Source organism: uncultured Rothia sp. (genome assembly GCF_963544205.1).
Lineage (GTDB): Bacteria > Actinomycetota > Actinomycetes > Actinomycetales > Micrococcaceae > Rothia.
Map to the genome: position 1 here is coordinate 12,068 of NZ_CAUUDY010000004.1, position 14,439 is coordinate 26,506.

Annotated in this window: 13 protein-coding genes; all 13 read left to right on the forward strand. The window is 61.0% G+C overall.

Going from position 1 to position 14,439, the window contains the following annotated elements:
- The first annotated feature begins 61 nt into the window (after nucleotides 1–61).
- The 13 genes from RWZ58_RS03460 (at nucleotide 62) to secF (ending at nucleotide 14,399) form a co-directional block, all read left to right on the forward strand.
- The gene (locus RWZ58_RS03460; protein ID WP_314657428.1) at nucleotides 62–1,642 is read left to right on the forward strand and encodes an ion channel; all 1,581 of its coding nucleotides are present in this window, start codon (nucleotides 62–64) and stop codon (nucleotides 1,640–1,642) included.
- A 477-nt stretch (nucleotides 1,643–2,119) separates the two neighbouring features.
- On the forward strand, nucleotides 2,120–2,776 hold the full coding sequence (locus RWZ58_RS03465; protein ID WP_314657430.1) for an aspartate ammonia-lyase: 657 nt from the start codon (nucleotides 2,120–2,122) through the stop codon (nucleotides 2,774–2,776).
- 76 nt (nucleotides 2,777–2,852) lie between these two features.
- Nucleotides 2,853–3,428, forward strand: coding sequence for an HIT domain-containing protein (locus tag RWZ58_RS03470; protein WP_314657432.1), 576 nt, complete (start codon nucleotides 2,853–2,855; stop codon nucleotides 3,426–3,428).
- Between the two features lie 45 nt (nucleotides 3,429–3,473).
- A complete protein-coding gene (locus tag RWZ58_RS03475; protein ID WP_314657434.1) occupies nucleotides 3,474–4,682 on the forward strand; it encodes a hypothetical protein in 1,209 nt (402 codons plus the stop codon).
- A 157-nt stretch (nucleotides 4,683–4,839) separates the two neighbouring features.
- A complete protein-coding gene (locus tag RWZ58_RS03480) occupies nucleotides 4,840–6,123 on the forward strand; it encodes a Mur ligase family protein (RefSeq protein ID WP_070604348.1) in 1,284 nt (427 codons plus the stop codon).
- Nucleotides 6,123–6,890, forward strand: a complete 768-nt coding sequence (locus tag RWZ58_RS03485; RefSeq protein ID WP_314657437.1) for a glutamine amidotransferase — start codon at nucleotides 6,123–6,125, stop codon at nucleotides 6,888–6,890. The genes RWZ58_RS03480 and RWZ58_RS03485 overlap by 1 nt, the downstream gene beginning before the upstream one ends.
- A gap of 136 nt (nucleotides 6,891–7,026) precedes the next feature.
- A complete protein-coding gene (locus RWZ58_RS03490; RefSeq protein WP_313968884.1) occupies nucleotides 7,027–7,785 on the forward strand; it encodes a YebC/PmpR family DNA-binding transcriptional regulator in 759 nt (252 codons plus the stop codon).
- Nucleotides 7,786–8,021: 236 nt separating this feature from the next.
- Nucleotides 8,022–8,711, forward strand: a complete 690-nt coding sequence (gene ruvC, locus RWZ58_RS03495; protein WP_314657588.1) for a crossover junction endodeoxyribonuclease RuvC — start codon at nucleotides 8,022–8,024, stop codon at nucleotides 8,709–8,711.
- Between the two features lie 209 nt (nucleotides 8,712–8,920).
- The gene (ruvA, locus tag RWZ58_RS03500) at nucleotides 8,921–9,541 is read left to right on the forward strand and encodes a Holliday junction branch migration protein RuvA (protein ID WP_005505871.1); all 621 of its coding nucleotides are present in this window, start codon (nucleotides 8,921–8,923) and stop codon (nucleotides 9,539–9,541) included.
- A gap of 156 nt (nucleotides 9,542–9,697) precedes the next feature.
- Entirely contained in the window at nucleotides 9,698–10,684 is a 987-nt protein-coding gene (ruvB, locus tag RWZ58_RS03505; RefSeq protein ID WP_210398797.1) for a Holliday junction branch migration DNA helicase RuvB, read from the forward strand.
- A gap of 371 nt (nucleotides 10,685–11,055) precedes the next feature.
- Nucleotides 11,056–11,415, forward strand: coding sequence for a preprotein translocase subunit YajC (gene yajC / locus RWZ58_RS03510; RefSeq protein WP_314657440.1), 360 nt, complete (start codon nucleotides 11,056–11,058; stop codon nucleotides 11,413–11,415).
- 99 nt (nucleotides 11,416–11,514) lie between these two features.
- Nucleotides 11,515–13,206, forward strand: coding sequence for a protein translocase subunit SecD (gene secD / locus RWZ58_RS03515; protein WP_314657442.1), 1,692 nt, complete (start codon nucleotides 11,515–11,517; stop codon nucleotides 13,204–13,206).
- Between the two features lie 2 nt (nucleotides 13,207–13,208).
- A complete protein-coding gene (secF, locus tag RWZ58_RS03520; RefSeq protein ID WP_314657444.1) occupies nucleotides 13,209–14,399 on the forward strand; it encodes a protein translocase subunit SecF in 1,191 nt (396 codons plus the stop codon).
- The last annotated feature ends 40 nt before the right edge of the window (nucleotides 14,400–14,439 follow it).

Below are 14,439 nucleotides of genomic sequence, written 5' to 3' on the forward strand. Positions count from 1 at the left end.
AAAGAGCACAGCGCAAAGAAATAACCGGGCGAGGATTGCAAGGCAGAGTATCATTCACACTATGGATAAGGCGGAACAGAACCAGACAGATAACACGGCAGCGAACAGTACAACGCCCAATAAGTCGAGCAGCCCGACGGGTGATGCCCCCGTGCACGCTGAAAGTGCTGCATCTGAAACCTCTGCATCTGAAGCCGCCGCAGAGAATACGGCACAGGCTGGTTATACCCAGGCGGCACCGGCAGAAACTAGCGCAGCCAAAACTGAGGCGAGCCCTGCAGCAGCAAACACCGTCCAGGTAGATGCCATGCGCCTGGACAGCACCCACTCCGTATACTCCACCGACCTGGACCCTGACGACGACTATGAAGAGGTCGTCGAAGAGTACGCCACCACCGATGCGCCGGACGGCACGCACCGCGAGGAACGCCGCATCACCCGCACCACGCATCACCCGCGCGGCAAGCAGGGCGACCAGAAGGGCACCCAGGGTAGCCCTGATGGCGCCCCCGAAATCATCGACGCGGGCGAACCTGAAACGCACACCACGACCATTCGCACGGTCACCCGCACCGTCACGGACCCGCCGCGTCGCGCCCCGCGCACCCGCCTCTTCCGCACGCTCAGCAAGAACCGCGGCGAGAAGAACCTGGCGGCGTGGGAGGACCGCACCTCCACACCCATGTTCGTGGCGTCCGTGCTGTACCTGCTCGCGTTCGCCGCGCCCATCATGAGCACGCGCATTCAGGAACCGTATGACGGGTACCTCAATATCATTCAGCTAATCCTGTGGGGCCTATTCGCCGCCGACTACTGTGTGCGTCTGTACCTGGCGCCGCGGCGACTCTACTTCATCACGCACAACCTGATGAACCTGGCGATTGTGCTGCTGCCGGCGTGGCGTATTGTCAGCTTCCTCGCCATGATTCACCTGACCGCCAACCGCCAATACAAGCGGCTCTCCGAGCTGGCGATGAAGCTCTTCGGCTACACCGCAATCTTCATCATCATGTTCGCCCTGGCGATCTATTCGGTGGAGTCTTCCGAGCCGGGGTCGATGATTCGTGACCTGCCCACCGCCTATTGGTGGACGTTCACGACCCTCGCCACGGTCGGTTACGGCGACGTCTACCCGATTACCGGTATTGGCAGGGTTATCGCCGTGGTCGTCATGCTGTATGGCGTGGGTATGGTCGCAGTCGCGACCGGTGCGCTCGCCAGCTGGATTATCGAAAAGATCGGGGGAATGGAGGAACAGGAGCACCCCGCCACGAAGGCTGACGTGGACGATCTTCGTCAGGAGATTTCTGAGTTGCGTGCCCTGCTAGCTCGTGAGTATGCGCGCCGTGAAGCCCACGACTGCACGCTGCGTGAGGTCGTGGATGAGGAAGGCGTGCATCCGGTGCCTTCGGAGGCAGAGGCGGCACGTAGCACCGGTTTCGCCGCTGCCGAATCTGGTTCTGCTACTTCGACCGGCACCTCACGCGCTGCACGGGCTGATGATTCCGGCGAGGCTTCTGCTCCTTCGGCTTCGCATGAGGTTGCGGTGCGTGAGCAGGAGCCGGTCGCTCTGCTGGAGGAGACCCGCCAGACGTTCACGATTATTCGTGAGAAGTTCTCGCTGCGTTCCCGCAAGCAGTAGCCCGCTCACACATAGCCTGCTCACAGTAGCCGGGCGGCAGTGAAGATATCGGCGCAGGCATCAGCGCAGATATGGCAGTTCGGTTGAGGCTCGGCACTCAAACCCACACCGCCCACACGTTGTGGCGGTGGGTTTGGGTGCCGAGCCCACGTGAAGGTGGAATCAAGCCCCGCATATGCCGCCGAGCAGGATATTTTGCCTTGTCGATGCAAAAATAACCCAGGCAGAGCGCAAATTGAAGGCTGCACATGCGGAAAACACCTCAACTAAAGGTTGAATGTGACCAAACTATCTTTTAAAAGTGACTGTCACTAGTGAAACTCCTAGCCAGAGCCTATAAACTATCTACCGTGCCGGTTATCGAACGCCCTGTAGCCCAACGCGCTACGGGGTTTCGTTATATCCCCACCTCACTCACGGGGAGGCGTCACTCAACTCACAAACTCACTCAAACACATACACTGTTAGGACACGTTCGTGGCACCTAAGTCCACCCTGGGCGCGCTCGCTCTACTCGTCGGCGCGCTCTCCCTCACCGCATGCGCATCCGCGCCGGATAACGCCTCCGCAAGTGCGGTTGTTGACCCCGCAGCTTTTGAAACGGCTGAACCCAGCGCTGTTCCCGCCCCCGGCGACGCTAGCACCGGAATCAAGGCGGCGGCTAGCGTCTCGCACGACCCGTCGATTCACCCGACCGCAACTCAGCCCACTGCGACCCCCGCACCGGACAACACCAGCGACCAGGAGCCTGCCGCGACCGCCGCATCTGACGCGACGGCTGTGCCCTCTTCCGTGCTCGCAACCCGCTCGACGGCGAGCGCTGACGGCACCTGGGTTCAGCAGGACTCCACCAACCTTGAGAACTACATGGACGCCGTTATCCACGACGGCGTCATCGAGGTGACCTACCACCTGAACCACGAAGAGCTGGCGACCCCCTTCTGGGTTGGTACCTTCGAGGCGAAAGACGGCAACTTCAGCTACATTTCCCGTGTGGACCGCGCGAAGCTGAGCCACGCGCCGTACGCCTCCGACAAGGAAACCAAGGAATTCACCATGGAGAACGGCGTGCTGAGCTTCCCCATGACCTATGAGGGCGCCACCCGCATCGTTCACCTGGAGAAGCAGGGATAGCCTGGGGGTATCTCGCGTGTAGCCCGCATGTCGGAGGGGCATTCCCGTCAGCGCGTGCGGGCTATAGAATGGGACTATGAGCGAGAACACGACCCCCGAGCACGGCACCGCAGCCTCGGTGCAGGATTCCTTCGAGCTGCCCGGCGCACCGGACCAGTTCCAGCGCCTGTGGACCCCTCACCGCACCGCCTACGTGAGCGGCGGCCAGAAGGATTACACCGAGAAGACCTGCCCCTTCTGCACTGCGCCCAGCCGCAGTGACGAGGAGTCGCTGATTGTGCACCGCGGTGAGCATGCCTTCGTGATTCTCAACCTCTACCCGTACAACCCCGGTCACCTACTGGTCTGCCCGTACCGTCACATCCCGTTCTACGATGATGCGACCGAGGCTGAAACCATTGAGATTGCGCAGCTGACCCAGCTTGCGATGAAGGTTCTGCGCGAGGTGTCGCATAACGACGGCTTCAATATCGGTATGAACCAGGGCAAGGTGGGTGGCGCGGGTATTGCTGATCACCTGCATCAGCACATTCTGCCGCGCTGGAGTGGTGACACGAACTTCCTGCCGATTATCGCTCAGACGAAGACCATGTCCCGCACCCTGGACGACATGCGTGTGGCTATTGCGGAGGGGTTTGCTCGCCTCAGCTAGGGGGACAGCGCCGCTAGAAACTTCGGTCCGCTAGAGTGGAATGCTATGGACTACCCCAACCTGCTTGAGAAGGCTTTCGACGAGGCTGTACCCGGTGCATCTGCTGCGCCTGCCGCTGGTCATGATGCCACTACCGGTAATGAGGCCGCCGCCGGTGATTCTGCAGGTGCGCCGCAGCTGCTCATCTGGAGGCAAATCCGCTGGTCCAACCGCCGCCCGCTCATCGAGGTGGAGCCCGTCGTGTCCGGCGGGGTTGCGGAAGGAGCTCATAACCGGGCATCTCAAGCGGCCGGGGAGAGCGCCCCTATCCAGGAAAGCAGCCCCCCGCAGGTTTACCGCCCGAGCGGGGTTCGCGTGCAGATTCCGTTGACCCCGGGCGCCTACCTGGGGTTGCGCATTCCGCGCGATAGCGAGGGTGAACTCTACCGCTACTGCGCTGGATACACCACCGGCACGAGCAATGATGCCGCCCCCGAGACTGGGGGAGCCTCCGCAGGAATCCGCCGCGTACCTTGCCCCGAGGGCACCCGCATCCACCGCGGCCAGCAGTGCCCGCGTTGCACCGCCCGCGACGAATTTACCGCCCTGCACAGCGCGCACCTGTACCCCGGAACGCTCACCGAATCCATGCGCGCCTACGCCATGCTGGAGCACCGCCTCTACATCGCGACCTTCCCCGACGGCACGCACAAGGTCGGCACCAGCTCCCTGCACTCGACCCCGCGCCGCCTGGATGAGCAGGCGGTCGCCACCGCCACCTACATTGCGCTCGCACCTGACGGCCTTGCCATTCGCCGCGCCGAGGACGCCGTGACCGCCCTCGCGAAGATTCCGCAGGTCAAGCAGGTGGCGAGCAAGTACCGCGCTTGGACGAACCCGCTACCCGGCGCGCAGCTTCGTGTTGCCCATCAGGAGGCGGTCGCCCGCGCCCGCGAAGCGCTCACCGAACTTGCGCGCACCGAGCCGGAGGTGCCGCTCACCGCCCTGGATGAGCCGTGGATTCCGTCGCTCGCCATGAACCGCCCCTATGCGGCGTTGCGTGCGCAGTCACCCGAACCGCTGGCACCGTGTGACCCTGGCTTGGAGAGCGGTTCGGCTGGTTTCTTCTGCACGGGTGCGGCGGGTCAGTTTTTGAGCGCCCACACCGGCGATGCTGACGCGGCGTTCCTGGTGAATACTGCCGCGTGGCGGAATGTGCTGGTGGAGCCGGCGCAGGAGTTTACGCGGGTGAGGGTGCAGGGCTCGCTCTTCTAAGAGGGCTCACGGCTCCAAGCCCCTGCGCGCCGTTCCAAAGCCCGTAGCTCGAAAACCCCGGCGCCTCATTTCACTACCACGTACCAAAACCCCGCCCCGTCCGGCATGAGCGAACGAGCCCGGCGGACCAATCAGCCGCTGGCGTGCGTGTACTAAAATGGTAAGCATGTCCAAACCCCTCATTCGTCTTCTCGGCCAGGGCGTACGCGCCGCGACTAAGCTTCGCGGCGGCGGCTCCGCCTTCCCCGGCCTTGTCATGGAAAAATTGCACCCCGACTTCGTCGCTGAAGAGCTCGCGAAGCTGCCCTACGGCGTGGTTGTTGTCTCCGGCACGAACGGTAAGACCACCACCACGAAGATGGCTGTGCAGCTGCTTGAAGCTCAGGGTCTGAAGGTTTTCACTAACCGCACCGGTTCGAACTTTGTGCGCGGTGTTGCCGCGGCACTGCTGGGCGAGATGACCCTCGGTGGCAAGCTTGACGCTGATATCGCTGTGCTTGAGCTGGACGAGGCGCACGCTGTGCACTTCGTCAAGGCAGTCAAGCCCGACTACGCTCTGCTGCTGAACGTTCTGCGTGATCAGCTGGACCGCTTCGGTGAGATTGACACGACCCGCCGCATGCTGGCGACCGTCGCCTCCGCAACGACCGGTACCGTGGTGCTCAACCGTGAGGATCCGCGCATCCGCTCCCTCGCTGAGAACGTGCAGCCGGGTGTGACCGTCAAGTATTACGGCCTGGATGAGTCCCTGCGCTCGTACTTCCCTTCGGATGATGAGATGCGCGGCGGCACCGTCGCGAAGGCAACCCTGCCCGAGGCAGACGTCACCCTGACCGCGTTCTCCGGCACCTCCGCTACGTTCGACCTGGCGGGTGTGGAGCGAGTCGGTGAGATTAACCTCTACGGCATTTACAACATCTTCAATGCGGCTGGCGCTATGGCGCTGACCCGCGCCGTCATGGGCGAGAAGCTCAACGAAGATAAGCTCATCGCGGAGTTGGCGAAGATTACTCCCGCCTTTGGTCGCGGTGAGACCCTGAATGTGAACGGCCGCCCGCTGCAGCTGCTGCTGGTGAAGAACCCGAGCGGTTTCCGCTTGTCCCTGGCGAGCGCGAACGCTGACGACTACGCCACCATGATTACGATTAACGACCAGTATGCTGACGGTCGTGACGTGTCGTGGCTGTGGGATGTCGACTTCGATAGCTTGCAGAAGACCGGCGTGCAGATGGTTTCGGGCGTGCGTGCCTGGGATATGGCGCTGCGCCTGGAGCATGACGGCGTGAAGGTCGATGAAGTCAACGAGAACCTCGCCGATGCACTCAAGCAGTTCATTGCCTCCAGCGGCACTGCGCCCATGCGTATTTTCTGCACCTACACCGCAATGCTGGCTCTGCGTGAAGAGCTCGCAAAGATTACTGACGTTGAGAGGGTCTCCTAATGACGGCAACTCACACTTTTGAGGGCACCCCCGCGGCAGGCCCCAATAACGGTAAGACTCTGCGCATCCTGCAGCTGTACCCGCTCGACATGAACATTTACGGCGACTGGGGCAACACCCTGGCGCTGGCTCGTCGCGCGCAGGCACACGGCTTTGACGTGCAGATTCTGGACCACAACCCCGGTCAGCCCTTCCCGCAGGATGTTGACATTATTCTGGGCGGCGGCGGCCAGGACTCCGGCCAGTCCGTGATTCAGGACGACCTGCACGCGAATGGTGACACCCTGCGCTCGCTGGCTGAGGACGGCGTGCCCATGCTCGTCATCTGCGGCCTGTACCAGCTGTTCGGCAAGGAGTTCCGCACCCGTGAGGGTGAGGTGCTGAAGGGTATCGGCATTTTTGATGCGCACACGGTCGGCGGCGATGACCGCCTGATTGGCAACATTGTTGAGGAGTCTGAGGAGTTCGGCACCGTGATTGGTTTTGAGAACCACTCGGGCCTGACCTACCTGGGCGAGGGCTGCACCCCGCTGGCGACCGTTACTAAGGGCGACGGCAACAACGTGACCGATACGTACGAGGGTGCGCGCGTGCACAACGTGATTGGCACCTACCTGCACGGTTCGCTGCTGCCGAAGAACCCGAAGATTTCGGACTACCTGATTGAGCAGGCGGCAAAGCGTAAGTTTGGCGAGTTCACGCCGAACACGATTGACGACTCGCTGGTGGAGAAGGCACGCGCTTCGGCTGCGTCTCGCCCCCGCTAGCAACCTATTCCGGGCGGTGGCGTGCACTTTTTGAGGTGGTGTGCGCCTCCGCTACGGTATAGTTGATTGAGTTATAGTACAGTGCGCGGGGCGTTTCGCCGTGTCCGTGCAGAGGTTTTGACTAAGGGAGATACGAATGTCGGGTCACTCTAAATGGGCGACTACTAAGCACAAGAAGGCCGCTATCGACGCTAAGCGCGCGAAGGCTTTCGCGAAGTTCATTAAGGCAATTGAAGTTGCAGCACGTATGGGCGGCGCTGATATTGCTGGTAACCCCGCTCTTGACCTTGCTGTGTCGAAGGCGAAGAAGAACTCCGTTCCTAACGACAACATTGACCGCGCAATCAAGCGTGGCGCTGGCCTGACCGGTGAGACCATTGACTACACCGAAATCATGTACGAAGCACGCGGCCCGCAGGGTACCGCTCTGTACATTGAGTGTCTGACCGATAACCGTAACCGTGCAGCGTCTGAGGTTCGCCTGGCTGTGACCCGTAACGGCGGCACCATGGCTGACCAGGGTTCGGTTGCGTTCCTGTTCGAGCGTAAGGGCGTTGCTGAGGTCACCAAGACTGACGGTCTGACCGAGGACGACGTTCTGATGGCTGTTCTGGATGCAGGCGCTGAAGAGGTTCTGGACGAGGGCGACGTGTTCACCGTTGTTTCCGCAGCAACCGACCTGCCCGAGATCCGTAAGGCACTGGACGAGGCTGGCCTGCAGTACAACAACGATGACCCGGTCTTCCGCCCGACCATGCAGGTTGACCTGGACGCTGAGGGCGCTAAGAAGTTCCTGAAGCTGGCAGACGCTATTGAAGAGCTCGACGACGTTCAGAACGTCTACTCGAACGCTAACGTCTCTGACGAGGTTATGGCAGAGCTGGAAGCTGAGTAATCACTCGGATTCTGATATCTGATGCTTGAAGAAGCCGCTCCTTTGACCGAGCCGCCGCACGATGGCTGGCTGGTTGGGGGAGTGGCTTCTTGGCGTCTGGGGATGTTGCGTTTGAGGGCGCGCGGAGTACCGTACTTGCGGTGACCGTTCCCGTGGCGTGCCCCGGTGCCGGGTGCTAGGATTCTGGAGGACTGGAATCTAGAGATTCTCTAGGGAGTTTGTCGAAAGGGGAGATGATGGCTGCCGCTCAACCTGTCGCACGCGATAGCATGCGTGAGAACCGTACCGCCGCCGCTGTGGAGCGCGTGCCGGGTGCCACCCGCATCATGGGTGTTGACCCCGGTTTGACCCGTTGTGGCTTCTCCATGCTCGATATGACCGCCGACCGTAAGGCGCACTTCGTGAACGTGGGTGTTGCCGGTACGGTCCCGGCGGAGTCCCTGGACCAGCGTATTCTCTGGATTTTCAACGCCGCCTCCCACTGGCTGGACACCTATAAGCCGGATGCCCTGGCAATTGAGCGTATCTTCGCGCAGGAGCAGGTGAACACGGTGATTGGTACGGCGCACGCCTCGGGTGCGGTGATTTCTGCCGCGGCAATGCGCGGCGTGCCGGTGTTCTTCCATACCCCCTCGGAGGTGAAGGCGGCGGTGACCGGTAGCGGCCGCGCGGATAAGGCGTCGGTGGGTCGCATGGTGACCCGCATTTTGGGTCTGGATTCCATGCCGAAGCCCGCCGATGCTGCCGATGCCCTGGCGATTGCGATCTGTCACGGTTGGCGTGGCGGCGGTATTGGTTCGGGCATCAATATGTCTGCTCAGACGCAGACTCACCAGGGTTCACGCCCGGCGCAGGCGCGTCGCGGTGGGTCGTTGACTCCGGCGCAGCGTGCCTGGATGGAAGCGGAGGCGCGCGCTCGCCGTTAACTGGTGGGGCGTGTGTGAGTCTTCTGAGCGCGCGCAGGTATTCGCTAAGAAGTTCGAATATATGCTTGATTTCAGAAGAAATATTCTAATATACTTGTAGTGTCTCCCCGTTGAACTGGGGGAGTGCGTTCTGTGGGTGCCGGAGTGCCCGGTGCCCTCACACTGCCGCGATCCCTAATCCTGGGCGCGGTGTTGAAAGGTGGAGAGAAATGATTGCATCCCTGACCGGTCGTGTGGCTCAGGTGGGCCTTGATCACGCGGTGATTAACGTGAACGGTTTCGGCATGCTCGTGTACGCGACCGCGCGTACTCTCTCCAAGCTGCGCACCGGCGAGGAAGCTACCGTGCTGACCACCATGATTGTGCGTGAAGAGTCGATGACTCTGTACGGTTTTTCGGAGCCTGCCGAGCGTGAAGTGTTCGATATGATGCTTTCGGTTTCTGGTATTGGTCCGCGTATTGCTCTGGCGGTGTTGAGTGTTCACACTGCCGCTGAGGTGGAGCGCGCCGTGGCGACCGGTGACGATAAGGCGTTCACGAAGGTTCCCGGTATTGGCCCGAAGGGTGCCCGCCGTATTGTGCTGGAGCTTGCCGGCAAGCTGATTCTCAGCGATGGCCAGACAGATGAGCTGCCGCTGAGCCAGGGCATTGTCTGGAAGCCGCAGGTGCTTGACGCTCTCACCTCTCTGGGCTGGAGCGAGAAGGACGCTTCCGCCGCTATTGACGCTTACGTGCAGCACAACCCTGCCGCAGAGACTGAGCCGGTGGGTGTGGCTCTGCGCGGTGTGCTCGCCTCCTTGGGTACTCAGAACACGGTGGGCCGCCACTAGACGGCGCGCCCTGCTCGATGTATCCCACTCAAACTTTTGTGAAAGAAGAATTCTATGAGCCAGAATCCCTATGAGCCGCAGCTCTCTGGCGGGTATTTTCCCGGCCAGGTGCCCGGCACTCAGGCGTCTTCAGCTCCCGCCCAGCGCCTCGTTGCGATGGAAGAAGAGCCCGAAGAGAAGATGATTGAGGCGGCACTGCGCCCTAAGTCCCTGGACGACTTTGTGGGCCAGCGCCGTGTGCGTCAGCAGCTGTCCCTGGTGCTGGAGGCTTCGAAGATGCGTGGCCGTAGCGCCGACCACGTGCTGCTCTCGGGCCCTCCCGGTCTGGGTAAGACCACTCTCGCGATGATTATTGCGGCTGAGATGGAGGCGCCGCTGCGCATCACCTCGGGCCCGGCGATTCAGCATTCGGGTGATTTGGCGGCGATTCTGTCCTCGCTGACTCCCGGTGAGGTTTTGTTCCTGGATGAGATTCACCGTATGAGCCGCCCGGCTGAGGAAATGCTCTACATGGCGATGGAAGATTTCCGTGTGGACATTGTGGTCGGTAAGGGTGCGGGTGCGACCTCCATTCCGCTGGAGCTGCCGCAGTTCACCCTGGTGGGTGCGACGACCCGTGCGGGCCTGCTGCCCGGGCCTCTGCGCGACCGATTTGGCTTTACCGGTCACCTGGAGTTCTACTCGGTGGAGGAGCTGGAGCTGGTGCTGCGCCGTAGCGCCGGTCTGATGGATATGCAGATTACCTCCGAGGGTTTCACGGAGATTGCCGGTCGTTCCCGCGGTACGCCCCGTATTGCGAACCGTCTGCTGCGCCGCGTGCGTGACTGGGCGCTGGTGAACGGCGTGGATCGCATTAACGCGCGTGATGCCGCAACCGCCCTGGACATGTACGAGGTGGATTCGCGCGGCCTGGACCGTCTGGACCGTGCCGTGCTGGAGGCGCTGATTCACAAGTTCGGCGGCGGCCCGGTGGGTCTGTCCACCCTCGCCATTGCGGTGGGTGAAGAGACGGAGACCGTGGAGACGGTTGCCGAGCCGTACCTGGTGCGTGAGGGCCTGATTGGCCGCACCCCGCGCGGTCGTGTGGCTCTGCCCGCGGCGTGGGAGCACCTCGGCCTGGAGGCGCCGGAGATTCAGCTCTAGACCCGTGCTAGACCGTGCCGGTCAGAGAATCCGGCTAACGCATCCGGCTAAGACACCCGATAAGACATACAGTAAGTAGCCCGTGGGAGGTGTTCGCCTCCCGCGGGCTCTTCTGTGCGCTCTCTGCAACTCTTCAGCAGGCGCGGCAGCTCTTTTGCAGGCTCCAACGGGCTCTGCCGCGCTTCATCAGCGACATAAAATTACGCCGAGAGAGTCCAAAACTCAGGTAAACCTCACAAAAACGCTGGTTCGGGGCGTTAAAGCCCATGCTCTCGCGTAGGATGGATACGTACTGTATCTACGATTCCACACCTTCTGGTACGCTCAACCCTCGCGGTGAGCGGCACGGGTGCGGATGTGAAAGTGAGACCATGGATTTTAACCTCCTGATTATGATTGCCATGATGGCGCTGCTGGCTTGGATGATGTTCTCCGCCCAGAAGCGTCAGCGTAAGCAGATGGAGGAACTGCGCGCAATGCAGCAGTCTCTCGTCCCCGGCACCCAGGTGATGACCGGTTCGGGTATCTACGGCACCGTCGTCAGCACCGACCTCGACAACAACAAGTTGCAGCTTCAGATTGCGGACGGTGTTGTTATCACCCTGGCACTGAACGCGATTATGGCCATTGTTGAGGAGGAAGCCCCCGCGGCACCCCTGACCGAGGACGTGTACGAGGCTACCGCATCCGAAGCTCCCGCTTCCGATACCTCTTCTGATACTGCTAAGTAATTCAGCGCGTATGAGCCCGGCGCCCAGTGAGCGGCGTCGGGTTTTCGCGTTACGGAATCTGTAGAACACTCAATACTATTCACACGAAGAAGGAACATTATGGCTAAGCGTTCACCGCTTGCAGCCGCGCGAGGGGCGCTCCTCTCGATGGTCCTGCTCATGGTTGTTATGGCTGCCGGTATTTTCGGCAGCACCTACTCGGGAGGTTCTTGGGCACCGAAGCTCGCCCTGGACCTTTCGGGTGGTACTCAGATGATTCTTTCTCCGAAGGTCAATGGCTCTTCGGATGAGAACGTCTCCCAGGAGCAGTTGAACCAGGCGGTTGAGATTATTCGTCAGCGCGTTGATGGTGCCGGCGTGTCGGAGGCGGAGGTTACCACCTCTTTCGGCTCGGGTAATAACGTGGTTGTTTCGGTTCCCGGAACGATTAGCGCTGAGACTCGTCAGCTGATTCAGGCGTCTGCAAATATGACGTTCCGCCCGGTGCTGGTCTCTGGTGCCGGTACTGCGGTGGCTGAGGATGCCCGCACTGCGGACGATAAGCTGCCCAAGCCGTCTGCGGAGCCGACTAATGGTTCGGACCGCAACTGGATTACTCCGGACCTGTACAAGCAGTACGAGGCGAAGGACTGCACCGCGGCGCGTAACGAGGACGCCGATAGCGCCGATCCGACTAAGCCGATGGTGGCGTGTTCCACTGACGGTCATGAGAAGTACATTCTGGGTCCTGTGGAGCTGAACGGTAGCGATATTTCGACCGCAAGCCACTCGCAGGAGACGAGCGGTCAGGGCGTGACCACGGGTCGTTGGGCTGTGAACATTCAGTTCAACGATGCTGCTCGTGAGAAGTTCCAGAACATTACGTCTCGCCTGAACGCGATTCGTGCACAGAACGCAACTGATGCGCGTGCCCGTTTCGCGATTCTGCTGGACGGTAAGGTGCTGTCTTCGCCGGTGTCGCAGGCTGTGATTTCTGATGGTAAGCCGCAGATTACCGGTAACTTCACTGAGCAGGAGGCGAAGGCTCTTGCCGATCAGCTGAAGTACGGTGCCCTGCCGATTAGCTTCACGATCCAGTCGGAGCAGCAGATTTCTGCGACCCTGGGTTCGGAGCAGCTGCGTGTGGGTCTGCTGACCGGTCTGATTGGTCTGCTGCTGGTGTTCGTGTACTCGCTGTTCCAGTACCGTCTGCTGGGCTTTGTGACGATTGCGTCGCTGGTGGTTGCGGGCATCATCTCGTATGAGGCGATTGCGCTGCTGGGTTGGGCGTTGAACTACCGCCTGTCCCTGGCTGGTGTGGCGGGTCTGATTGTGGCGATTGGTGCTACGGCTGACTCGTTCATCGTCTACTTTGAGCGTATCCGTGATGAGATCCGTGCGGGCCGCACGATCCCGTCGGCGGTGAACCACGGTTGGCAGCGTGCATCCCGCACTATCCTGGCGTCGAAGGCTGTGAACCTGCTGGCTGCTGTGGTGCTGTACGTGGTGTCGGTTGGTTCGGTGAAGGGCTTCGCGTTCACCCTCGGTTTGACTGCGATTGCTGACCTTGTGGTCGTGTACCTGTTCACCCACCCGGCGCTGACTCTGCTGGCGAATACCCGCTACTTCGGTGAGGGTCACCGCCACTCAGGCCTGTCGCCTGAGTCGCTGGGCGCTACGCCGCTGTACCGTGGTGCCGGTCGCCTCCGCAGCCCGGAGGAGAAGCAGCTGAGCATTGCTGAGCGTCGCCGTGCAGAGCGTGCCGCCGCGGAGGCTGACGAGTCTGCTTCTGATGAGAAGAAGGAGAGCTAAGCATGGCTACCGATGTGAAACCTAATGCTTTTGCCCGCTTCGGTAATGACCTGCATTCGGGTGCCCGCTCGTACCCCTTCGTGGGTAAGCGCCGCCTGTGGCTGCTGTTGGCGGCTGTGCTGATGGCGGTGTCGGTTCTGATTCCGTCGGTGAGCGGCGGCTTCAACCTGGGTATTGATTTCCGTGGCGGTTCGGAGTTCGTGGTCTCGAAGACCGCGCACGTTGATACCGCTACGGGTGAGCGCGTTATTCACGAGAAGGCGAAGGACGCCTCCGATGTTCGCGTGACTAATATTGCGCCGGGTACGATTCGTGCCCAGATGAGCAAGCTCAGCGATGATGAGACTCTGCAGGTAAAGGCGGCTCTGCAGGAGGCGTACGGCGTCTCTGAGAATGACGTGACCTCCTCGTTCGTGGGCCCGACCTGGGGTGCGGATGTGACCCGTCAGGCGTTCTGGGGTCTGGTCGCGTTTGTGGTGCTGGCGCTGATTGGTATGGCGTTCTACTTCCGTACCTGGAAGATGTCGCTGGCGTCTATTGCGGGCCTGTTCTTCACCGTGGTGGTGACGGTTGGCCTGTACGCCGCGTTCGGCTTCGAGATTACTCCGAGTGCAATTATTGGTTTCTTGACGATTCTGAGCTACTCGCTGTACGACTCGGTGGTGGTGTTCGATAAGATTCGTGAGAACACGGACGGCGTGCTTGAGCGCCGCGACACGACCTTTGCCGAGCAGATTAACCTGGCGGTGAACCAGACCCTGGTCCGTTCGATTAACACCGCTATTGTGGGTGTTCTGCCGGTGGGCGCGATCCTGTTCATTGGTGCGTTCATCCTGGGTGCGGGTACTCTGCAGGACCTGTCGCTGTCGCTGTTTGTGGGTATTCTGGTGGGCATGTTCGGTACGCTGTTCGTGTCTGCGCCGCTGTATGCTTCGCTGCGTTTGGGTGAGGCTCATATTCGTGAGCACACCGCGAAGGTGGAGAGCGGCAACTTCAAGGACGCTGAGGATGCTGACGAGGCTGAGGATGCTGAGGGTTCGGAGGAGTCCGCTGAAGCTGCTAAGGCTGAGAAGTCCGCGAAGTCTGCTGAGGAGTCCAAGGATTCTGCCGAGGACGAGAAGGCAACCGAGAAGCCCGCTAAGAAGCTGGCACGCGCAACCATTGAGATTCACCGCGTGAACCTGAACGGCTAGCCAGCGTTCCGCCAGCGCTACTGGCGCCGCTAACGATAGG

Coding starts and splice junctions, on each gene's coding strand:
- ruvC (WP_314657588.1), top strand. CDS start 8,022: ATGGCTGCCGCTCAACCTGTCGCACGCGATAGCATGCGTGAGAACCGT.
- ruvA (WP_005505871.1), top strand. CDS start 8,921: ATGATTGCATCCCTGACCGGTCGTGTGGCTCAGGTGGGCCTTGATCAC.
- secF (WP_314657444.1), top strand. CDS start 13,209: ATGGCTACCGATGTGAAACCTAATGCTTTTGCCCGCTTCGGTAATGAC.
- yajC (WP_314657440.1), top strand. CDS start 11,056: ATGGATTTTAACCTCCTGATTATGATTGCCATGATGGCGCTGCTGGCT.
- RWZ58_RS03490 (WP_313968884.1), top strand. CDS start 7,027: ATGTCGGGTCACTCTAAATGGGCGACTACTAAGCACAAGAAGGCCGCT.
- secD (WP_314657442.1), top strand. CDS start 11,515: ATGGCTAAGCGTTCACCGCTTGCAGCCGCGCGAGGGGCGCTCCTCTCG.
- RWZ58_RS03485 (WP_314657437.1), top strand. CDS start 6,123: ATGACGGCAACTCACACTTTTGAGGGCACCCCCGCGGCAGGCCCCAAT.
- RWZ58_RS03460 (WP_314657428.1), top strand. CDS start 62: ATGGATAAGGCGGAACAGAACCAGACAGATAACACGGCAGCGAACAGT.
- RWZ58_RS03480 (WP_070604348.1), top strand. CDS start 4,840: ATGGTAAGCATGTCCAAACCCCTCATTCGTCTTCTCGGCCAGGGCGTA.
- RWZ58_RS03475 (WP_314657434.1), top strand. CDS start 3,474: ATGGACTACCCCAACCTGCTTGAGAAGGCTTTCGACGAGGCTGTACCC.
- RWZ58_RS03470 (WP_314657432.1), top strand. CDS start 2,853: ATGAGCGAGAACACGACCCCCGAGCACGGCACCGCAGCCTCGGTGCAG.
- ruvB (WP_210398797.1), top strand. CDS start 9,698: ATGGAAGAAGAGCCCGAAGAGAAGATGATTGAGGCGGCACTGCGCCCT.